At 70.4% G+C, this 21737-nt stretch carries 21 protein-coding genes; 17 read left to right on the forward strand and 4 right to left on the reverse strand.

The genetic code is table 11. The annotated features are described in order from the left end of the window. Positions 1-56: 56 nt before the first annotated feature. Entirely contained in the window at positions 57-908 is an 852-nt protein-coding gene (locus OG331_RS13620; RefSeq protein WP_406195631.1) for an NAD(P)H-binding protein, read from the forward strand. Positions 909-941: 33 nt separating this feature from the next. On the opposite strand, the gene OG331_RS13625 is transcribed toward OG331_RS13620, so the two are convergent. Then, positions 942-2081: a YihY/virulence factor BrkB family protein gene (locus tag OG331_RS13625; protein ID WP_406195633.1), complete on the reverse strand. Its 1140-nt coding sequence runs from the start codon at positions 2079-2081 to the stop codon at positions 942-944. Positions 2082-2217: 136 nt separating this feature from the next. On the opposite strand from OG331_RS13625, the gene OG331_RS13630 reads away from it, so the two are divergent. The 15 genes from OG331_RS13630 to OG331_RS13700 all read left to right on the forward strand — a co-directional run bounded on the left by OG331_RS13630 (position 2218) and on the right by OG331_RS13700 (position 17119). Then, positions 2218-3852 carry an acyl-CoA dehydrogenase family protein gene (locus OG331_RS13630; RefSeq protein ID WP_406195635.1) on the forward strand — a complete coding sequence of 545 codons (1635 nt, stop codon included), beginning with the start codon at positions 2218-2220 and terminating at the stop codon, positions 3850-3852. A gap of 361 nt (positions 3853-4213) precedes the next feature. Beyond that, positions 4214-5503, forward strand: a complete 1290-nt coding sequence (locus tag OG331_RS13635) for a GAF domain-containing protein (protein ID WP_406209998.1) — start codon at positions 4214-4216, stop codon at positions 5501-5503. 144 nt (positions 5504-5647) lie between these two features. Further along, complete coding sequence (locus OG331_RS13640) at positions 5648-6937, forward strand: hypothetical protein (RefSeq protein WP_406195638.1); 1290 nt, start codon at positions 5648-5650, stop codon at positions 6935-6937. Between the two features lie 70 nt (positions 6938-7007). Further along, a complete protein-coding gene (locus OG331_RS13645) occupies positions 7008-7580 on the forward strand; it encodes a GNAT family N-acetyltransferase (protein ID WP_362387187.1) in 573 nt (190 codons plus the stop codon). A gap of 126 nt (positions 7581-7706) precedes the next feature. After that, complete coding sequence (locus tag OG331_RS13650) at positions 7707-7790, forward strand: putative leader peptide (RefSeq protein WP_349817346.1); 84 nt, start codon at positions 7707-7709, stop codon at positions 7788-7790. Positions 7791-7918: 128 nt separating this feature from the next. After that, positions 7919-9616: a nitrite/sulfite reductase gene (locus OG331_RS13655; protein ID WP_363031630.1), complete on the forward strand. Its 1698-nt coding sequence runs from the start codon at positions 7919-7921 to the stop codon at positions 9614-9616. Further along, a complete protein-coding gene (locus OG331_RS13660) occupies positions 9613-9792 on the forward strand; it encodes a hypothetical protein (protein ID WP_362387184.1) in 180 nt (59 codons plus the stop codon). The genes OG331_RS13655 and OG331_RS13660 overlap by 4 nt, the downstream gene beginning before the upstream one ends. Further along, positions 9789-10499, forward strand: coding sequence for a phosphoadenylyl-sulfate reductase (locus OG331_RS13665; RefSeq protein ID WP_406195641.1), 711 nt, complete (start codon positions 9789-9791; stop codon positions 10497-10499). Before OG331_RS13660 ends, OG331_RS13665 begins: the two co-directional genes overlap by 4 nt. 3 nt (positions 10500-10502) lie before the next feature. Next, positions 10503-11081, forward strand: coding sequence for an adenylyl-sulfate kinase (gene cysC, locus OG331_RS13670; RefSeq protein WP_406195643.1), 579 nt, complete (start codon positions 10503-10505; stop codon positions 11079-11081). Beyond that, a complete protein-coding gene (gene cysD, locus OG331_RS13675) occupies positions 11078-12025 on the forward strand; it encodes a sulfate adenylyltransferase subunit CysD (protein WP_406195646.1) in 948 nt (315 codons plus the stop codon). The genes cysC and cysD overlap by 4 nt, the downstream gene beginning before the upstream one ends. Before the next feature lie 2 nt (positions 12026-12027). Then, on the forward strand, positions 12028-13362 hold the full coding sequence (locus OG331_RS13680) for a sulfate adenylyltransferase subunit 1 (protein ID WP_406195649.1): 1335 nt from the start codon (positions 12028-12030) through the stop codon (positions 13360-13362). 208 nt (positions 13363-13570) lie between these two features. After that, positions 13571-14671: an aliphatic sulfonate ABC transporter substrate-binding protein gene (locus OG331_RS13685; protein WP_406195651.1), complete on the forward strand. Its 1101-nt coding sequence runs from the start codon at positions 13571-13573 to the stop codon at positions 14669-14671. Between the two features lie 36 nt (positions 14672-14707). Continuing rightward, the gene (locus OG331_RS13690; RefSeq protein ID WP_406195653.1) at positions 14708-15496 is read left to right on the forward strand and encodes an ABC transporter ATP-binding protein; all 789 of its coding nucleotides are present in this window, start codon (positions 14708-14710) and stop codon (positions 15494-15496) included. Beyond that, complete coding sequence (locus OG331_RS13695; RefSeq protein WP_406195655.1) at positions 15483-16373, forward strand: ABC transporter permease; 891 nt, start codon at positions 15483-15485, stop codon at positions 16371-16373. Before OG331_RS13690 ends, OG331_RS13695 begins: the two co-directional genes overlap by 14 nt. A gap of 5 nt (positions 16374-16378) precedes the next feature. Next, positions 16379-17119: a sirohydrochlorin chelatase gene (locus OG331_RS13700; protein WP_365057522.1), complete on the forward strand. Its 741-nt coding sequence runs from the start codon at positions 16379-16381 to the stop codon at positions 17117-17119. A gap of 8 nt (positions 17120-17127) precedes the next feature. Here the strand turns inward: OG331_RS13700 and OG331_RS13705 are convergent, their stop codons facing one another. Genes OG331_RS13705 through OG331_RS13715 form a run of 3 tightly spaced genes read right to left on the reverse strand, consistent with a single transcriptional unit; the run spans position 17128 to position 19092 of the window. Then, positions 17128-18174, reverse strand: a complete 1047-nt coding sequence (locus tag OG331_RS13705; protein ID WP_406195657.1) for a ketopantoate reductase family protein — start codon at positions 18172-18174, stop codon at positions 17128-17130. Positions 18175-18176: 2 nt separating this feature from the next. Next, complete coding sequence (locus OG331_RS13710; RefSeq protein ID WP_406195660.1) at positions 18177-18554, reverse strand: DUF4440 domain-containing protein; 378 nt, start codon at positions 18552-18554, stop codon at positions 18177-18179. Then, positions 18547-19092, reverse strand: coding sequence for a DUF1697 domain-containing protein (locus OG331_RS13715; protein ID WP_406195662.1), 546 nt, complete (start codon positions 19090-19092; stop codon positions 18547-18549). The genes OG331_RS13710 and OG331_RS13715 overlap by 8 nt, the downstream gene beginning before the upstream one ends. Before the next feature lie 324 nt (positions 19093-19416). Between OG331_RS13715 and OG331_RS13720 the strand changes: the two genes are divergently transcribed. Further along, positions 19417-21693 carry an MMPL family transporter gene (locus OG331_RS13720; RefSeq protein WP_406195665.1) on the forward strand — a complete coding sequence of 759 codons (2277 nt, stop codon included), beginning with the start codon at positions 19417-19419 and terminating at the stop codon, positions 21691-21693. Positions 21694-21737 lie beyond the last annotated feature (44 nt).

Below are 21737 nucleotides of genomic sequence, written 5' to 3' on the forward strand. Positions count from 1 at the left end.
TGGGAATGAGCCGTTCAGCGATGGGCTGTTGAGGCGCGCACCCGTTGACTTGAAGCATGACGGAAAACGCAGCCGACAAGGCGAACACGCAGCGGATGACGGTAGTGGTGACCGGTGCCTCGGGTCGTACCGGGAGCCGGGTGGCGGAAGCGGCGCGCGGGGCCGGGCTGACGGTACGGGCCGCCTCCCGGGCGCAGGGCTTCGACTGGGAGAACCCGACGACGTGGGCGGAGACCCTGCGCGACGCGGACGCGGCGTATCTGATGTACCCGTCCGACGTCGGCTCCCCGGCGGCGGCCGAGGGTGTCGGCGCGCTCGCGCGGGAGGCGGTGGGGCTCGGCGTACGGCGGCTGGTTCTGCTGTCGGCGCGCGGTGAGGACCAGGCGCTGCCGACCGAGGAGGCGCTCACATCGTCCGGCGCGGACTGGACGATCGTACGGGCCACGTGGTTCGCACAGAACTTCAGCGAGGGACCGCTGGTGGAGGGCATGGTCCACGGGGAGCTGGTCTTCCCGGCGGGCGAGGTGAAGGAGCCGTTCATCGACGTGCGCGACATCGCGGACGTGGTGACGGCCGTGCTGACCTCGGGCGACGGCCACGTGGGCCGGACGCTGGAGCTGACCGGGCCGCGGCTGTTGTCGTGGCGGGAGGCGGTCGCGGAGATTTCCGAGGCGACGGGCAGCACGATCACGTACACGCCGGTGCCGACAGCGGCCTATGGCGAGGCCCTGACGGGTTTCGGTGTGCCGGCCGAGGAGGCGGAGCTCCTGGTCGAGGTCTTCGAGACCCTCATGGACGGCCGCAACGCCCATCTGACGGACGACGTCCGCGAGGTGCTCGGCCGTGCGCCGCGCGACTTCTCCGACTTCGTGCGGGAGGCCGCGGCGGCGGGGGCGTGGAAGGCCTGAAGCCCTGCCCTTCGCGCCTGCCTTTCGGTCCGGTCAGTCCTCCGGCTTGTGCGGCGGATGCGTGTGAGTGCTCTTCACATGCGTCCGCAGCCGCGACGACAGGTCCTCCGGCGGCAGGAAGCGGGACCAGCGTTCGGGGAACTCCGACGGCATGTCCGGGTCGTCGGGGTCCTGCTCCCGGTTCGCGGCGTGCCGGGCCACGTACTCGGCGACCTGGGCCTCGCGCATCCGCTCGTTCGCGGCGCGGGCCGCGGCCGTCGCGGCGGCCGGCCAGACCCGGTCGATGGCCGCGTTGACCGCGGCCCCGACGAGCACGGCGAACGCGGACACACCGATCCACAGCATGACGGCGACGGCGGCGGCCAGCGAGCCGTAGATCGACGCCCCCTCGATGGTGCTCGTCAGGTAGATGCGCAGCAGGAAGCTGCCCAGCACCCACATGCCGAGGGCGACCAGCGCGCCGGGCACGTCCTCGATCCAGGGTGAGCGGACCGGCACGGACACGTGGTACAGCGTCGTCAGGAACGCGATCGACAGGACGATCACTACCGGCCAGTACAGGACCTGCACCAAGGTCTCCGACCACGGCACGATCCGCACCACCGCGTCCGGCCCCGCCACCATCAGCGGCAGCGCCACCGAGCCGATCAGCAGCGCCGCGAGGAACAGCAGGAACGCCACCAGCCGGGTCTTGACGATGCCGCGGACGCCGTCGAGCCCGTACATCACGGTGATCGTGTCTATGAAGACGTTCACCGCGCGCGACCCCGACCACAGGGCGAACAGGAAGCCGACGGAGATCACGTCGGGTCGGCCGCCGTTCATCACGTCGTCCAGGATCGGCTGGGCGATCTGGCGCACGCCCTTGTCGGACAGGACGGTGCGGGAGGCCTCCAGGAGGTTGGTCTCCAGGCTGGTGATGGTGTCGGTGCCGGTCCAGTCGTCGACGTAACCGAGGAGGCCGATGAGGCTGAGGAGGAGCGGCGGCACGGACAGCAGCGTGAAGAACGCCGCCTCGGCCGCGAGCCCCAGGATGCGGTACTCGATGCAGGAATTGACGGTGTCCTTGAGCAACAGCCAGGCGGTCCTGCGCTTCGACACGTTCCGATAGAGGGCACGCGCCCGATGGAGACGGCCGGAGGGCCGCTGGGGGGATTCACTTGCTGGCTGCACGACCTAAAGGTATCCGCCGTACGGGGGCGCACTCATCGCGGCGCCGGGTGCACGCCCTCGCCACCTGCCCGATCGTGCGCGCCGGTGCCGTGTCAGGGTGGATATCACCGTTCTACGGAGGGGTAGGTTCACACCCATGGCAGGCAGCACGCACACCGTGACCAACCAGCCCCCGCCCCTGGTCGGCTACGACGCCTACACCGCCGATCAGGCCCTGAGCTCGGCCGTCGAACGTCATCTCGCCCCCGAGCTGCTGGACGAGGTCCGGGGCGAGCTGTCGGGGCTCGGCAAGTCCTGTGGATCGGCGCAGGTGCAGGAGTGGGGTGCGCTGGCCAACGAGCACCCGCCGACGCTGCGCACCCACGACCGCTTCGGCCACCGCATCGACGAGGTCGACTTCCATCCGTCCTGGCACCGGCTGCTCGGCAAGGGCGTCGCGGCGGGCCTGACCGCGGCCTGGGTGCGGCCGGGCGGGCATGTGCGGCGGGCGGCCGCGTTCCTGCTGTGGACGCAGATCGAGGCCGGCAACTGCTGCCCGCTGTCCATGACCCACGCGGCGGTCCCGGCCCTGCGCACCGACCCCGACCTCGCCGCCGTGTGGGAACCGCGGCTGACGTCCATGATCTACGACCGTGAGCTGCGGCCGGCCCGGCTCAAGGCCGGGGCCCTGTTCGGGATGGGCATGACGGAGAAGCAGGGCGGCAGCGACGTACGCGCCAACACGACGGCCGCGCGTCCCCTCCCCGACGGCGAGTCGTACGAGCTGACCGGGCACAAGTGGTTCTGCTCGGCACCCATGTCGGACGGGTTCCTCGTGCTGGCGCAGGCGCCGGGCGGTCTCACCTGTCTCCTGGTCCCGCGCGTCCTGGAGGACGGCACGCGCAACGTATTCCGCATCCAGCGGCTCAAGGACAAGCTGGGGAACCGCTCGAACGCCTCCAGCGAGGTCGAGTTCGACGGGACGTGGGCGCGCCGGGTCGGTGAGGAGGGGCGCGGGGTGCGCACCATCATCGAGATGGTGGCCGCGACCCGGCTCGACTGTGTACTGGGCTCGGCGGGGCTGATGCGGCAGGCGGTCGCGCAGGCGGTCCACCACTGCACGCACCGCGAGGCGTTCGGCGGGAAGCTCGTCGACAAGCCGCTCATGCGCAACGTCCTGGCCGACCTGGCCGTCGAGTCCGAGGCGGCGACCACCCTCGCACTGCGCCTCGCGGCCGCTTACGACGACGGCGGAGAGCAGGAGCGGGCGCTGCTGCGGATCGCGGTGCCGACCGCCAAGTACTGGGTGACCAAGCGGTGTACGCCACTGACGGTCGAGGCGTCCGAGTGCCTGGGCGGCAACGGGTACGTCGAGGAGTCGGGGATGCCCCGGCTGGTGCGCGAGTCGCCGCTGAACTCGATCTGGGAGGGGGCGGGCAACGTCCAGGCGCTGGACGTGCTACGGGCGTTGCAGCGGGAGCCGGCGGCGTTCAACGCCTATCTCCAGGAGGTCGGCAAGGCACGCGGCGCCGATCACCGGCTGGACGCGGCGATCAAGGGCCTGCTGACCGAACTGGCCGATCTGGACGGCATCGAGGCCCGCGCCCGCCGCCTGACGGAGCGACTCGCACTGGTCCTGCAGGGCTCGCTGCTGGTCCGCTACGCACCACCTGAGGTCGCCGACGCCTTCTGCGCCTCACGGTTGGGCGGCGACGGCGGCGCGGCCTTCGGCACGCTGCCACACACCCTGGACCTGGCGTCGATCGTGGATCGGTCCAGGCCGCAGGCCTGATCGAGGGGCGCGGGGCCGTATCGACATGCGGCTCCGCCGCGTGGGCGCGACCAGCCACAACGAACCCGCAGCCGCCGACGCACAGAAGGCCGCACCCCCTGTCGCGAACACGGCCCAACCGTCGGAGACAGGGGTGGTGCTGCGCCGACACGGCACCACCCCTGCGCTCGGCCCGTTCGAGGCCACGAACGCCGCTCGGGACGGCGTTGCTCAAGTCTCAATCAGGCCAGAGCGGTCCACCAGGGTTGCAAGGGGTTGCAACTTGTTGGCGACTGTGTGCGGAGTGTGTGCCTCCGCGAGCGTCGGGCGGCACTATGAGACACACAGTCAAAACGTGGACGAGTCGAACCGGGAGGGACCCTTGGCGCTCTCGCCGACGGACGTGACACAGCTGGCCGTCGTGGACTCCGGGCGGGCCGCGCGGGTCCTCAGCGAGGTCCGCGCCGCCACGCTCGCCGGACAGCGCGCTCCCGTCGCGCCGCGCCCGGTGATCGAGCAGTCCTGGGACCGCATGCTGCGCAGCGGTGTCGACCCGGACCACGACGCCCGGTCCGGTCTGCTGTCCCGCGAGGAGGTGCAGCGGCGCCGGGAGACCACCGCGCTCAAGCATGTCCTGCCGGTGCTGCGCGAGGGTCTGCTGGCGGTCGCGGACATCGCCCACCACATCATGGTCGTCGCCGACGACGAGGGCCGGGTGCTGTGGCGGGAGGGCAACTCCTCCGTGCTGCGCAAGGCCGACAGCCTCGGGTTCGAACTCGGCGCCGACTGGCGGGAGAGCGTCGTCGGCACGAACGGGGTGGGCACTCCCGCGGTGGTGCGCCGGCCCGTGCAGGTCTTCGCCTCCGAGCACTTCCAGCGCTCCCAGACCTCGTGGACCTGCACCGGCGCCCCCCTCACGGATCCGCGGGACGGCCGGCTGATCGGCGTGGTGGACGTCAGCGGGCCGCTGGAGACCATGCATCCGGCCACGCTCGCGTGGGTCGACTCGGTGGCCAAGCTCGCCGAGGCCCGGCTGCGGGAGCTGCATCTGACCTCGCTGGAGCGGTTGCGCGCGGTGGCGGCCCCGGTGCTGGCGCGGCTGCCCGGGCGGGCCCTGGTGGTGGACCGGGACGGCTGGACCGCCGCGGTGAGCCGGATGCCGTACGCGAACCGGATCACGCTGCCCAAGTCCCTGTCGCCGGGCCGACGGTGGCTGCCGCCGCTCGGCCTGTGCTCGGTGGAGCCGCTGGCGGGCGGCTGGCTGCTGCGGGACTCCGACGAGCCGGTGCCGCCCGGGGCGACGCGGATCGCGCTGGACCTGACACAGCCGCGCCGCTGGTCGGTGACGGTGTCCGGCAGCGCGGGCTCCTGGAGCCATGAACTGAGTCCCCGGCACGCCGAGTTGCTCTATCTGCTGGCCGTGCACCGGGCCGGCCGCAGCGCGGCGGGGCTGGCGGAGGACGTGTTCGGCGACCAGGGCCGTACGGTGACGGTGCGTGCCGAGATGTCGCGGGTACGGCGCTATCTCGGGGGCTTTCTGGAGCACCGGCCGTACCGCTTCCGCGAGGACGCCGAGGTCGAGGTGCTGCTGCCGGACGAGCCGCGCGATCTGCTGCCGTATTCGACGGCTCCGGCGGTGGTGCGTGGGCGGATCTCGGCCGATCTGCCCTGACTGGCGTGTGTCTTCCGCATATTTACGGCGTCTTAGTCCGCAAGCGTGCCCAACTGCCGTAGCATCCCTGTACGGGCCGCCCCACCTGCTCCTTTGGTCAACACACGGACCAATGGCCGCAGTTGGCCCGCCTCGGGAGGTTTGATGAAGCACCGCGGCAGACACCGTCGACGCAAGCAGGGCCGTGCCGTGCGCGCGTTCCTCGCCGGAACCGCCCTCGCGCTCACCGCAGCCGCCACGATGATCAGCGCCTCGCAGGCCACGGTCGGTGACAACCCCGGGGCGCTGGAGCCTCTCACCAGGGCCGCCGACACCCGCGCGCTCCGCCTCCAGGAGCAGCCGGTGCCGCAGTCCACCCTCGACGAACTCGCCGCCGGGATGGGCAAGCCGGTCGGTGTCCGTGCCGTCCTGGAAACCGCCGACCACAGCCTGCGCCGCGCCGACGGCTGTACGGCCGCCCAGCGCACCGCGCTGCCGGTCGCGCCGACGGCCACGCGCACGTACTGCTGGGACGCCGCCGACACCCGGGCCTGGCGGGCGGGGGCGGTCACCACCTCCGGGGACGCCGACGACGACGGCTGGTGGAACGACAACAGGGTGCTGCTCTCCGGCTGGAGCCAGGGCAGCGCCGACCGGGGCCTCGCCCGGGTCTCCTTCGTCGACGCGAACGACCTGGCCCGCCTGAGGTACGCGTCGGCCCTCCTCGTCGTCCCGGTGGACGGTGGCCGCGACTACCGCGCCCTGAGCTCCCGCCTCTCCGGGATGGTCTGGTACCAGGACAAGCTGCTGGTCACGGCCTCCGACGGGCTGTACGTGTACGACATGAACCGCGTCCAGCGCACCACGGTCGACAGCGCCGCGGTGGGCCGCGTGGACGAGGGCTGGTCGGCCCACGGCTACCGCTTCGTCCTGCCGGCCGTCGGCTCGTACCGTCTGACCGGCGGGAGCGCCGCCCCGCGCCTCGGCGGCATCTCCCTGGACCGCAGCACGGCACCCGACAGCCTGGTCGCGAGCGAGTGGACCGCCGCCGACAGCGACCGGCCCGCCCGCCTGTGGCGCTACGACTTCAGCAAGGACCCGGCCCGCCCCGGCCTGCCGGCCGTCGACGCCACCGGAGCCGTGCGCACGGTCGAGGCGTACGAGACGGAGGCCTCCGGCATCGAGGGGGTCCTCTCGCACCGGGCGACCGGCGCGGACCGCTCCGACTGGTATCTGGGCCGCGCCCCGGCCCCCACGGACCGCCACGGCAGTCTCTGGCGCCAGGACACCGAGGGAGCGGAGGCAACGCGCTGCGGCTCGGAGAGCGCCCCCCGCTGCTGGGGCGCCGAGGCCGGTCCCCTGTCCTACTGGGAGGCAACCGGCGAGGTCTGGTCCCAGTCGGGCCGGACGCTGTTCGCGGTGCCGCTGGAGTCGATCGACGAGGCACTGGGTTAGCCGTCCGGCACCGGCGGCCCGGGCGGACGCCGATCGACAGACCCGCCACCCGGATGATTCCCTGGCCGTCATGACCAACATCCCCGTGACCACCTGGTCCCTGGAGCAGAACTCCCCCGCAGACCTCCTCCCGGCCGCCGCCCCGGACGGAGATGTGCGGATCGTGCGGGCCGAAGTTCCCTCTCCCGAGTTCAGCCGGTTTCTGTACGCGTCCGTGGGCGGGGACATCCGGTGGATCGACCGGCTCGGCTGGACGTACGCGCAGTGGCAGGAGCATCTGGAGCGTCCGGGTGTCGAGACATGGGTCGCCTACGACCGTGGGACGCCGGCGGGGTACGTGGAGCTGGAGGCACAGGACGACGGGGTCGTGGAGATCGTCTACTTCGGCCTGATTCCGGCCTTCCGCGGGCGGCGCATCGGTGGGCATCTGCTGGCGTACGGCGCGGCCCGCGCCTGGGACCTGGCGGAACGCCGGCCGGAGCTGGACCGGACGAAGCGGGTGTGGCTGCACACCTGCAGCAAGGACGGGGAGCACGCCATGGACAACTACCTGCGCCGCGGCTTCACGCTCTTCGACACCAAGGTCGAGGAGGAGACCGAGGCGGCCACGCCCGGACCGTGGCCCGGGGCGTACCCTGGCTGAGCTGGGCAGAAACGGCCGATACGGGCCATGTGACCGACGACACCCTTGTCTCACTCTACGGGACAAGGGTGTCCGCATGTCGGACGAAGCTGGACTGTGTCCAGATCGCCATGCCACGCTTCCGTCATGTCTGGAACTGGAATTGCCTTGGTGAGTCGGCGGCACGTCGACCTCGGCCGCATGTCCAGCGCCATCTGTCCGGTGCGCTGACCGCCTCGCAGCGCCCGACATCTCCCTCTTTCAGCTTCATTCCCGCGCAACGCCGCGCACGTATGCCCATGCGCCCGTACGCGCAGGTCAGAGCCGCATTCCCGCCTGTCCCGAAGGACGTAACCACCATGGCCGCCACCCCGCAGAAGCCTGCCGCCGCGACTCCCCGCCGCAAGGTGAGCCGTCACCGCGGTGAGGGCCAGTGGGCCGCGGGACACTTCACCCCGCTCAACGGCAACGAACAGTTCAAGAAGGACGACGACGGTCTCAATGTGCGGACACGCATTGAGACGATCTACTCGAAGCGCGGCTTCGACTCGATCGACCCCAACGACCTCCGCGGACGTATGCGCTGGTGGGGTCTGTACACCCAGCGCAAGCCCGGGATCGACGGCGGCAAGACCGCGATCCTGGAGCCGGAGGAGCTGGACGACAAGTACTTCATGCTGCGCGTCCGGATCGACGGCGGCCGTCTCACCACGCAGCAGCTGCGAGTGATCGGCGAGATCTCGGAGGAGTTCGCGCGCGGCAGCGCGGACATCACCGACCGGCAGAACATCCAGCTGCACTGGATCCGCATCGAGGACGTGCCGGAGATCTGGGACCGGCTGGAGGCCGTCGGACTGTCCACCACCGAGGCCTGCGGCGACTGCCCGCGCGTCGTCATCGGCTCGCCGGTCGCCGGTATCGCCGAGGACGAGATCATCGACGGCAGCTGGGCGATCGACGAGATCCACGACCGCTACATCGGCAGCAAGGAATTCTCCAACCTGCCCCGCAAGTTCAAGACGGCGATCTCCGGGTCCCCGCTCCTCGACGTCGTCCACGAGATCAACGACGTGGCGTTCGTCGGTGTCGAGCACCCCGAGCACGGCCCCGGCTTCGACCTGTGGGTCGGCGGCGGCCTGTCCACCAACCCGAAGATCGGCGTCCGGCTCGGCGCCTGGGTGCCGCTGGAGGAGGTGCCGGAGGCCTGGGCGGGCGTGATCGGCATCTTCCGGGACTACGGCTACCGGCGCCTGCGTACGCGCGCCCGTCTGAAGTTCCTCGTCGCCGACTGGGGCCCGGAGAAGTTCCGCCAGATCCTGGAGGACGAGTACCTCGAGCGCAAGCTCGTCGACGGCCCCGCGCCGGCCGAGCCGACGGAGCGCTGGCGTGACCACGTCGGGGTGCACCGGCAGAAGGACGGCCGTTTCTACGTCGGTTTCGCGCCGCGCGTCGGCCGCGTCGACGGTGCCACGCTGACGAAGATCGCCGAAGTGGCGGAGGCGCACGGCTCCGGCCGGGTGCGGACCACCGTCGAGCAGAAGATGATCGTCCTCGACGTCGAGGAGGCGCAGGTCGAGCCGCTGGTCGAGGCCCTGGAGGCGCTGGACCTGACGGCCCGGCCGTCCTCCTTCCGGCGCGGCACCATGGCCTGCACCGGCATCGAGTACTGCAAGCTCGCCATCGTCGAGACCAAGGCGCGCGGTGCCGCGCTGATCGACGAGCTGGAGCGCCGGATCCCGGACTTCGACGAGCCGATCACCATCAACCTCAACGGCTGCCCGAACGCCTGCGCCCGTATCCAGGTCGCGGACATCGGTCTCAAGGGGCAGCTGGTCCTGAACGACGAGGGCGAGCAGGTCGAGGGCTACCAGGTGCACCTGGGCGGCGCGCTCGGTCTGCAGGCCGGGTTCGGGCGCAAGGTGCGTGGCCTGAAGGTCACGTCCGACGAACTGCCCGACTACGTCGAGCGGGTCCTCAAGCGCTTCCAGGACGAGCGCGAGGACGGCGAGCGCTTCGCCGCCTGGGTCACCCGCGCCTCCGAGGAGGCCCTGTCATGAGCGAGCGGGCCGCCCCCTTCTACTGCCCCTACTGCGGCGACGAGGACCTGCGGCCGAGCGAGCAGGGCCACGGCGCATGGGAATGCGCGGCGTGCAACCGCGCATTCCAGCTGAAGTTCCTCGGGCTGCTCTCCCGGGGCCTTCAGCACAACGACGCAGGGGGAGAGGAGATATGACCGCGATTCAGGAAGAGCGCACGACAGAGGATCTCAAGGCGCTCGCCGAGCAGGCAGGCCATGACCTGGAGGACGCCTCCGCGCTGGAGATCCTCCAGTGGGCGGCCGACACCTTCGGCAAGCGCTTCTGCGTGACGTCGTCGATGGAGGACGCGGTGGTCGCCCACCTCGCCTCACGCGCGATGCCCGGCGTCGACGTCGTGTTCCTGGACACCGGCTATCACTTCGAGGAGACCATCGGCACCCGCGACGCGGTCGAGGCCGTGATGGACGTCAACGTCATCACGCTCACCCCGCGTCAGACGGTCGCCGAGCAGGACGCGCAGTACGGGCCCAAGCTGCACGACCGCGATCCCGACCTGTGCTGCAAGCTGCGCAAGATCGAGCCGCTGGAGCGGGGCCTGAAGGACTATGTGGCCTGGGCGACCGGGCTGCGCCGCGACGAGTCGCCGACCCGGGCGAACACCCCGGTCGTCGGCTGGGACGAGAAGCGCCGGAAGGTGAAGATCTCCCCGATCGCCCGCTGGACCCAGGACGACGTGGACGCGTATGTCGCCGAACACGGTGTCCTGACCAACCCGCTGCTGATGGACGGTTACGCCTCTGTCGGATGCGCCCCCTGCACCCGCCGGGTCCTTGAGGGCGAGGACGCGCGCGCCGGCCGCTGGGCGGGCCGTTCCAAGACCGAGTGCGGGCTGCACGGCTGACCCATGACTGAGCTTTCTACGTTTCCTGCGAGTGGGGAGAACCACGTGACGAGCGGAGCCACCGTCTGGCTCACGGGTCTGCCGAGCGCCGGCAAGACCACCATCGCCTACGAACTGGCCGACCGGCTCCGCACGGAGGGCCACCGCGTCGAGGTGCTCGACGGCGACGAGATCCGCGAGTTCATCTCGGCGGGCCTCGGCTTCAGCCGCGAGGACCGGCACACCAACGTGCAGCGCATCGGCTTCCTGGCCGAACTGCTCGCCCGTAACGGCGTGAAGGCGCTCGTCCCCGTGATCGCGCCCTACGCCGACAGCCGCGAGGCCGTACGCAAGCGTCACCAGGAGGGCGGGACGGCGTACCTCGAGGTGCACGTGGCCACGCCGGTCGACGTGTGCTCCGTACGCGATGTGAAGGGCCTGTACGCCAAGCAGGCCGCGGGCGAGCTGACGGGCCTGACCGGGGTCGACGACCCGTACGAGGCACCCGAGTCGCCCGATCTGCGCATCGAGTCCCAGAACCAGACCGTCCAGGAATCCGCGGGCGCGGTCCACGCGCTGCTCACCGAGAGGGGACTGGCATGACGACGACCGTTGCCACGGTCAAGGGAGGCGAGGACGGTACGGACTCCCCGTACGCCCTCTCCCACCTGGACGCGCTGGAGTCCGAGGCCGTCCACATCTTCCGTGAGGTGGCGGGTGAGTTCGAGCGGCCGGTGATCCTGTTCTCCGGCGGCAAGGACTCCATCGTCATGCTGCACCTGGCGCTGAAGGCGTTCGCTCCCGCGGCGGTCCCGTTCACGCTGCTGCATGTCGACACCGGACACAACTTCCCCGAGGTCATCGAGTACCGCGACCGCACGGTCGAGAAGCACAACCTGCGGCTGCACGTCGCGTCGGTGCAGGACTACATCGACCGGGGTGTGCTGCGCGAACGTCCCGACGGGACACGGAATCCGCTGCAGACGGTGCCGCTGACGGAGAAGATCCAGAGCGAGAGGTTCGACGCGGTCTTCGGCGGCGGGCGCCGGGACGAGGAGAAGGCACGGGCCAAGGAGCGCGTCTTCTCGCTGCGGGACGAGTTCTCCCAGTGGGACCCGCGCCGCCAGCGGCCCGAGCTGTGGAACCTGTACAACGGCCGACACGCGCCCGGCGAACACGTCCGCGTGTTCCCGCTGTCGAACTGGACCGAGCTGGACGTGTGGCAGTACATCGCCCGCGAGGGCATCGAGCTGCCGGACATCTACTTCGCGCACGAGCGCGACGTGTTCGCCCGCAACGGCATGTGGCTGACCGCCGGCGAGTGGGGCGGGCCGAAGGACGGCGAGACCGTCGAGAAGCGGCTCATCCGCTACCGCACCGTCGGCGACATGTCCTGCACCGGCGCCGTGGATTCGGACGCGGTGACCCTGGAGCAGGTGATCACCGAGATCGCCGCGTCACGGCTGACGGAGCGTGGCGCGACGCGTGCCGACGACAAGATGTCCGAGGCCGCGATGGAAGACCGTAAGCGCGAGGGGTACTTCTAAGCATGAGTACGATCACGACCGAGGAGCTCTCGGCCACCACCCTGCTGCGGTTCGCGACGGCCGGTTCCGTCGACGACGGCAAGTCGACTCTCGTCGGACGCCTGCTGCACGACTCCAAGTCGGTGCTGACCGACCAGCTGGAGGCCGTGGAGCACGCCTCCCGCAACCGCGGCCAGGACGCCCCCGACCTCGCGCTCCTCACCGACGGCCTGCGCGCCGAGCGGGAGCAGGGCATCACCATCGACGTGGCCTACCGCTACTTCGCCACCCCCCGGCGCCGGTTCATCCTCGCCGACACCCCCGGCCACGTGCAGTACACCCGCAACATGGTCACCGGCGCCTCCACCGCCGAGCTGACGGTGATCCTCGTCGACGCCCGAAACGGGGTGGTCGAGCAGACCCGCCGGCACGCCGCGATCGCCGCGCTGCTGCGGGTTCCCCACGTGGTCCTCGCCGTCAACAAGATGGACCTGGTCGACTACCAGGAGTCGGTGTTCGCCGCGATCGCCGAGGAGTTCACGGCGTATGCGCTGGAGCTGGGTGTTCCGGAGATCACCGCGATCCCGATCTCGGCGCTGGCCGGTGACAACGTGGTGGACCCGTCGGCGAACATGGACTGGTACGGCGGCCCGACGTTCCTGGAGCACCTGGAGACCGTGCCGGTCAGCCACGACCTGAGCCACTGCCACGCACGGCTGCCCGTGCAGTACGTGATCCGGCCGCAGAGCGCCGAGCACCCCGACTACCGCGGCTACGCCGGACAGATCGCCGCCGGTTCGTTCCGGGTCGGCGAGTCGGTGACGGTGCTGCCGTCGGGCCGTACCTCGAAGATCTCCGGCATCGACCTGCTGGGCGAGCCGGTCGACATCGCCTGGACCACCCAGTCGGTGACCCTCCTGCTGGAGGACGACATCGACATCTCACGCGGTGACCTGATCGTCCCGGCCAAGGACGCGCCCGCGACGACACAGGACATCGAGGCCACCGTCTGCCACGTCGCCGACGCCGCGCTGACCGTCGGCCACCGGGTGCTGCTCAAGCACGGCACCCGCACGGTCAAGGCGATCGTGAAGGACATCCCGTCCCGGCTCACCCTCGACGACCTGTCCCTGCACCCGCACCCCGGACAGCTCGTCGCCAACGACATCGGCCGCGTGAAGATCCGTACCGCCGAGCCGCTGCCCGTCGACTCCTACGCCGACTCCCGCCGCACCGGTTCCTTCATCCTGATCGACCCCAGCGACGGCACCACGTTGACCGCGGGCATGGTCGGCGAATCCTTCGCCTCACCGGAGCCGGTCAAGGACGAGGCCGACGACGACGGGTGGGACTTCTGACATGAAGCCCCTCGACTACTTCTCCACGTTCGCGAAGGAGGGCGGCCGCGTCGGCAGCGGCGCCCTCGGAAGCGGGCAGGGCGGAGTGGCGCGATGTGTGCGCTGACCCGCGCGCACCGTATGCGCGCCGCTCCGGACGAACCTGCCGACCCCCCGGCCACGACCTGATACGGGCGTGAGCGCCGGGCCACCGAGAGGAACACCTCCCGTGCCTGCCACCCCCGCCCTGCGACGGACCCTCGCCGTCCTGGCCACGCTGCCGCTGCTGGCGCTCGCGGCCTGCGGCTACGGCTCGCAGGCCAAGGAGAACACCGAGCAGGCGATTGCGGGGGCGCCGAAGGTCGACGGCCTGGACTCGGTGAAGATCGGCTACTTCGGGAACCTCACCCACGCCACCGCGCTGGTCGGCCGGCACCAGGACATGTTCCAGAAGGAGCTCGGCGGTACGACGGCGGAGTACGCCACGTTCAACGCCGGGCCGTCGGAGATCGAGGCGCTGAACTCCGGCTCCATCGACATCGGCTGGATCGGCCCGTCGCCTGCGATCAACGGCTACATCAAGTCGGGCGGGAAGAACCTGCGGGTCATCTCCGGCTCGGCCTCCGGCGGGGTGAAGCTCGTGGTCAACCCGGAGAAGGTCAAGTCCCTGAAGGACGTCAAGGGCAAGAAGATCGCGACGCCGCAGCTCGGCAACACGCAGGACGTCGCGTTCCTCAACTGGATCTCCGAGCAGGGCTGGAACGTCGACGCGGAGAGCGGCCAGGGTGACGTCTCGGTCGTCCGCACCGACAACAAGATCACCCCGGATGCCTACAAGTCCGGCTCGATCGACGGTGCGTGGGTGCCGGAGCCGACCGCGTCCAAGCTGGTCGCCGAGGGCGGCAAGGTGCTCCTGGACGAGGCCGACCTGTGGCCGGACAAGAAGTTCGTGATCACGAACGTGATCGTGTCGCAGAGCTTCCTGAAGGAACACCCCAAGGCCGTGGAGGCCGTGCTGCGTGCCTCGGTGAAGACGAACAAGTGGATCGACGCCAACCCGGAGCGGGCGAAGGCCGCGGCGAACGCGCAGCTGAAGGCCGACACCGGCAAGCCGCTGCCCGCCGACGTGCTCGACCCGGCATGGCAGTCCATCCAGGTCACCGACGACCCGCTCGCCGCCACCCTCAACACCGAGGCCGAGCACGCAGTCAAGGCGGGCCTGCTGCAGAAGCCGGACCTGACCGGCATCTACGACCTGGCCCCACTGAACAAGGTCCTCAAGGCCGAGGGCGAGCCCGAAGTCGACGACGCCGGCCTCGGCGCCAAGTAACCACCGCACCCGATGAGTTCACAGGAGGTGACGACCATGGCAACCGCCCTCGCCAAGGCCGCCGACACGGTTACGACCGTGGAGCACGCCGCGCGTATCGAGCATGTCTCGAAGTCCTTCGCCGGTCCCGCCGGGCAGCAGCTCGTCCTCGACGACATCACCCTCGATGTCGCCCCCGGCGAGTTCGTCACCCTCCTCGGCGCATCCGGCTGCGGCAAGTCGACACTGCTCAACCTCGTCGCCGGACTCGACAAGCCCAGCGCCGGCGGCATCACCACCGACGGCCGCCCGGCACTGATGTTCCAGGAACACGCCCTGTTCCCGTGGCTGACCGCGGGCAAGAACATCGAACTCGCCCTCAAGCTCAGGGGCGTCGCCAAGAACGAGCGGCGCGAGCGCGCCGAGGAACTCCTCGAACTCGTCCGGTTGAAGGGCGCGTACGGCAAGCGGGTGCACGAGCTGTCCGGCGGCATGCGCCAGCGGGTCGCCCTGGCCCGCGCGCTCGCCCAGGACAGCAAGCTGCTGCTGATGGACGAGCCGTTCGCCGCACTCGACGCCATCACCCGGGACGTCCTGCACGACGAACTGACCCGCATCTGGCGCGAGACGGGCGTGTCCGTCCTGTTCGTCACGCACAACGTGCGTGAGGCGGTCCGTCTCGCCCAGCGTGTGGTGCTGCTGTCCTCACGCCCCGGACGGGTCGCCCGGGAATGGACCGTGGACATCCCGCACCCGCGCCGTATCGAGGACACCGCGGTCGCCGAGCTGTCCGTCGAGATCACCGAAGAACTGCGTGGGGAGATCCGCCGTCATGGCCAGCACTGAGACGACCGTCAAGGACGGCAACGATCTCGCCGGACTCGAAGCCGGCCTGGACGCCCTGGAGACGGTCCAGACGGGCCGGACGCCGTTCCGGAAGACCCTGACGCAGAAGATCCTGCCGCCCATCGCGGCCATCGCCCTGGTGCTGGTGGTCTGGCAGCTTCTGATCTCCACCGGCATCGCGGACGACCCGACGAAGCTGCCCTCACCGTCCGAGGTGTGGGGCGAGCTGCGCGAGGCATGGCTTGAGGGCACCCTCCACGCATACATCTGGACATCCGTCTCACGCGGCCTGCTCGGCTTCCTCCTCGCCCTCGCGATCGGCACCCCGCTCGGTCTGCTGGTGGCGCGGGTGCGGTTCGTGCGGGCGGCGATCGGACCGATCCTGTCCGGCCTGCAGTCCCTGCCCTCCGTCGCCTGGGTGCCGCCCGCGGTGATCTGGCTCGGGCTGAACGACAAGATGATGTTCGCGGTGATCCTGCTCGGCGCGGTCCCCTCCATCGCCAACGGCCTCGTGTCGGGGGTCGACCAGGTGCCACCGCTGTTCCTGCGGGCGGGCCGCACGATGGGCGCGACCGGGCTCAAGGGCACCTGGCACATCGTGATGCCGGCCGCGCTGCCCGGCTACCTGGCAGGACTGAAGCAGGGCTGGGCCTTCTCCTGGCGCTCACTCATGGCCGCCGAGATCATCGCCTCCTCCCCCGACCTCGGAGTGGGCCTGGGCCAGCTGCTGGAGAACGGCCGCAACACCAGCTCCATGTCCATGGTCTTCTTCGCCATCCTCCTCATCCTGATCGTCGGCATCGCCATCGACCTCCTCATCTTCAGCCCACTGGAGCGGTCGGTGCTGCGCAGCCGCGGTCTGCTGCCAAGGAGCTGACGCCTGTGTTCACGAAGCCGGTTCTTCTCGTCATCGCCCACGGCAGCCGCGACCCGCGGCACGCCGCGACGGTGCATGCCCTGGTGCGGCGCGTGCGCTCGCTGCGCCCGGACGTACGGGTGGAGACCGGCTTCCTGGACTTCAACATCCCGTCCGTGCAGGGGGTGCTGGAGTCGTTGGCGGCGGAGGGCGTCCGGGACGTCGTGGCCCTGCCCCTGCTGCTGACGCGTGCGTTCCACGCGAAGGCCGACATCCCCGCGGTGCTGCGGGACGCGCCGCCCCGGCTGCGGATCCGCCAGGCGGAGGTGCTGGGCCCGTCGCCGCTGCTCATGGCCGCGTTGGAACGGCGTCTGTACGAGGCGGGTCTGACGCCCGCCGACAAGTCCTCGACCGGGGTCGTACTGGCCTCGGCGGGGTCCACCGACCCGGAGGCGATCGCAGTGATCGCAGAAATCGCGCGGGAGTGGCGGCACACCGGTTGGTGCGCCGTGCGGCCTGCGTTCGCCTCCGCATCTCTTCCCCGCACCGAGGACGCGGTGCGCGAGCTGCGGGAACTCGGCTGCGAGCGGGTGGCCGTGGCGCCGTACGTCCTGGCGCCCGGCTTCCTCCCCGACCGCATCGCGCGGGGCGCGGCCGACGCGGACGTCCTGGCGGACGTGCTCGGCGCAGCACCCGAGGTGGCGCGGGTGCTGCTGGAGCGGTACGACGCGGCGCGGGTGCCGGTGCTCGCGGCCGTGGGCGCCTGAGCCGGCCCTCAGCCGAAGAGCCCGACGGCCTCGTCCTCGCCCGATACCTGGACCGCTGCCTCCTCGGCCAGCCGCACCAACTCCCCCACCGGCATCGACCCCGGCGCCCGTCGCTCGCGCGCGAACGTGTTGGCGAGGCGTTGGAGGAGGTCGTTCAGTGGGGTCGGTACGCCGTGCAGACGGCCCAGCAGGGCGATCTCGCCGTTGAGGTAGTCGGCCTCGATGGTGCCGGTACCCCGGGTCAGGGACTGCCAGGACGAGCCGCCGCCGCGCGGGGCACCGTCGAGGGGGACGAGGGTGACCTTGTCGCCCCGTGCGGCGCGCTGCTCCTCGGCGCTCACGCACGGGATCCCCGCGGCGTCGAGCACGGCCGCGCCCTCGGCCCGCACCCGCCGGAACAGCGCCGCGGCCTCCTCGCTGTCGACGGGGCCGGTCACCGCCTCCAGGGCGTTGCCGAGGTTGGACAGCAACTTGGCGTACTGCCAGCGCGCCACGTCCGCGACGACCGGTGCCTCGAAGTGCGACTTCTCCAGGTCGGCGGCGATGAGGCGGGCGGTGTCATCAGTGCCATGGGGGTGGCGGCCGAGGTGGAGGATGCCGGTGAGGGGGCTGCCGGCCGCTGAGACGACGCCGGGTTCGACGTATGTCGAGGGCAGCCATACGCAGACGCCGTAAACCCGCCGGAACACCCGCAGGGCGAGGCGCTGGCTCTCGACGCCGTTCTGCGCGCAGATCAGGGGCAGCCGCTCGGCGGCCGTTCTGCCGCCCGCGACCGGTGCGGGTCCCCACGTCTGCAGCGCGGCCGCGCTGTCCTGCGTCTTCACGGCGAGGACGAGGACGTCGTCGGGGCGGAGTTCCCCGAGCGCGGACGGTCCGTCGACGACCGGCAGCCGATGGGTCAGCTCGCCCTCGGGCACCCTGAGGCGCAGGCCGCGGTCCCGTAGGGCCTCGAAGTGGGCGCCCCGGGCGACCAGCACGACCTCGTGCCCTGCGCCTGCGAGCCGTCCGCCTATGACGCCGCCGACGGCTCCTGCCCCGATGATGACGTAGCGCATGGTCACTCCCCCTCGGGGCTGAACGGCGTTCCCTGGTGGAAGTACATCTGCCAGCCGTCGTCGGTCCGCCGCCAGAGTGAACTGCGGTGCGCCCGGCTTCCGTTGTTCTCCGTGTCGAAGGTCAGGTGGACCACGTCGGGAGCCAGCTGGACGCCCTCCATCCGGGAGACGACGGCAGGTCGGGGTCCGGGCTCCTCGCCCGCGATCAGGGCCTCGATGATCGACATCCGGTCCCAGTCCCGCCCCGAGGCCCCGAACTCCCGGAACTGCGGGTGCAGCAGCTCGGCGAGCAGTTCCGGGGAGGAGCGGACCTCCGGTTGAAGAAGGCGCAGTTCGCGTTCGATGGCGGATTCCACGGCGGTGGCCCGGACGTCAGTCACTGGTCATCTCCACAAGTTTCGCGACCGTGTTCCAGTTGCGGCTCGTGGCGATCAAACCCTTGTTGAGCCGGGGCCGCGACAGAATTTCGGCGAGCTTGGAGCGGCCCAGGCCGTTCGGGGCGTACAGGTACACCGCGCGGTCGCCGAGGCGGAACTCCTCCGGGAGGTAGGCGGCCTGGTCGATCTCCGCGAACCGCTCGGCGGCGACCGGGGCGGAGCAGTAGGTGACGTGAAGCTGCTTGGCTTCCAACTCGGCTGCGGGGAACGGGCAGTTGTCGGCGATCGCCCGGAGGTAGGCGTGGTCGCGCACGATCACGTCCACGGGGAAGCCGAACTGCTTCTCGATCGCCGACGCGAGCTCCACGGCCAGGGACTCCTCGTCGCCGTGGCCGGTGGCGAAGACCGCCTGACCGCTCTGGAGGTAGGTGCGTACGCCGTCGTAACCGAGGCCGGTCATCAGGGTGCGCAGGTCGGCCATCGGGACTTTTCTGCTGCCGCCCACGTTGATTCCGCGCAGCAGCGCCGCATACGTCGTCATCCGGCCACCTTAGGACGACCGGGTGTGCCGAGGCCGCCTTCGTGCCCCGTGGGGGTGGGCACGACGGCGGCCCGGACCCGTAAGTTACTTACCGGTCAGCATCGAGCACAAGCTTTTCGGCCCTGATCGTCATCCCCGACACCGCCGGATAGATGTAAGGGGCGCCCATCCTCCCCAGTGGGGAGGACCCACGGGCCAAGGGGATGAGTTCTGGCCTCTGCCTTTCACCGAGCAGCACGACGAGATGGCTTTATCCGGCCCATACCTTCGAAACGAAAGGAGGCGGCAGGGGGCCGCCACCGCAATCAAGGGGGCAAGCCCGTCATGGGGAACGGAGACATACGTGTGCGGGGCCTCGCCGCCCGCGCCGGCGGCTGGAGCGCCCGCCATCGATGGGCTGCCGTCGGCATCTGGGTGCTGTTCGTCGTGCTGGCAATGGGCCTCGGTTCGGCGGCCGGCCGGGTCGATGTCAAGGACAGCGACCAGCTGAAGGGCGAGACGCACACCGCCGCCAAGATCATCGAGGACGCCGGGATCGAGGAGCCGGCCAGTGAGACCGTCCTGATCCAGGCGAAGGACGGTTCGCTCCAGGCGACCGACAGCGAGTTCCGGACCGCCGTCACCGCGGTCGTCAAGGCGGTCGAGGGCACCGGCAAGGTCACGGACGTGACATCGCCGTACGACACGCAGACGATCTCGAAGGACGGGCGCAGCGCGCTGGTGCAGTTCGACATCCGCGGCGACTCGGACACCGCGGGTGAGCGTGTGGAGCCGGTGCTGAAGGCTGTCGAGGACGTCCAGAAGGACCATGAGTCGCTGCGGATCGAGGAGATCGGCGGCGCCAGCATGATGAAGACGTTCGACGACGCGTTCGGGGACGACTTCCAGAAGGCCGAGTACTCCGCGGTGCCGGTGGCCCTCGGCATTCTGCTCATCGCCTTCGGTGCGCTGGTGGCGGCCCTGCTGCCGGTGCTGCTGGCGGTCACCGCGATCATGGCGACGATGGGCCTGATGGGCATCGTCAGCCATGTGATGCCGATGAGCGACACCGCGAACTCGGTGATGCTGCTGGTCGGTCTGGCCGTCGGCGTCGACTACTGCCTGTTCTACCTGCGCCGTGAGCGCGAGGAGCGCGAGGCCGGCCGGGACGCGCAGACCGCCCTTCGGGTCGCCGCCGCCACCAGCGGCCGCGCGATCATCGTCTCGGGCGTCACGGTGTGCGTGGCGATGGCGGGCATGCTGTTCACCGGCCTCGCCGAGTTCGAGGCGATGGGCCTGGCCTCGCTGATGGTCGTCGCGGTCGCCATGGTCGGCTCGGTGACGGTGCTTCCGGCGCTGCTGTCGCTGCTGGGTGAGCGGGTCGAGAAGGGCAAGATCCCCTTCCTGCACCCGCAGAGCAAGCTCCGCCGCAACCGTGGGCAGGGCAACCGCGAGAGCCGGTTCTGGACGGCCGTGCTCAAGGGCGTTCTTGCCCGGCCGGTGATCTCGGTCGTCGTCGCGGCCGGCGCGCTGCTCGCCATCGCGGCACCGGCGGTCGGCATGAAGACGCAGAACCTCACGCTGGACCAGGAGTTCGGCGACTCGCTGCCGATCGTGCAGACGTACAACCGGGTCAACGACGCCTTCCCGGGCGGTTCCGAGCCGGCCGAGGTGGTCGTCAAGGCGGACGACATCAACGCACCCGAGGTGAAGTCCGCACTGGCCGACTTCCGTGAGCGGGCGATCAGTTCGGGTGCCTCGCGCGGCCCGGTCGAGATCAAGCTGCACGACGAGCAGAACGTCGCCTTCGTGTACGTTCCGCTGGTCGGCGGCTCCGACCTCGACAAGGCGGGCGCCAGCCTGGACAAGCTGCGCGACGACGTGCGGCCTGCCACGCTCGGCGGGGTCGACGGCGTCGAGGCGCCGATCACCGGGCAGGTCGCCGGTTCGAAGGACTTCAACGACCAGCTGGCCGGAGCGGTCATCCCCGTCTTCGCGTTCGTCGTGGTCTTCGCCTTCGGGCTGATGCTGCTGTCCTTCCGCTCGCTGACGATCGCGATCACCTCGATCGTGCTGAACCTGCTGTCGGTGGGCGCGGCGTACGGCATCCTCGTCGCCGTCTTCCAGCACGGCTGGGGCGCGTCGCTGGTGGGTGCGGAGGGCGTCGGCGCCATCATCACCTGGCTGCCGCTGTTCCTCTTCGTGATCCTGTTCGGCCTGTCGATGGACTACCACGTGTTCGTGGTCTCGCGGATCCGTGAGGCACGCCTGCGGGGCCGTACGACGAGGGACGCGATCCAGCACGGCGTGGTCACCACGGCCGGCGTCGTCACCAGCGCCGCGGTCATCATGGTCGCCGTGTTCGCGATCTTCGGCACGCTGTCGATGCAGTCCATGAAGCAGATGGGCGTCGGCCTCGCGGCGGCGGTCCTCATCGACGCGACGATCATCCGGGGCGTCCTGCTCCCGGCGGTCATGGCACTTCTCGGCGAGCGCAACTGGTACTTCCCGAAGTGGCTGAACCGCCTGCCGGACCTCACGCACGACGAGGCGCCGGAGGCCGTGACGCGAAGTGCGGCTCGGGACGACGAGGGCGAGCGGGTGCCTGTCCGATCCGCCTGACGTACGAGTGGGGCCCGTCGACTCCGGGGGAGTCGACGGGCCCT

Source organism: Streptomyces sp. NBC_01017, assembly GCF_045162795.1.
Taxonomy (GTDB): domain Bacteria; phylum Actinomycetota; class Actinomycetes; order Streptomycetales; family Streptomycetaceae; genus Streptomyces; species Streptomyces machairae.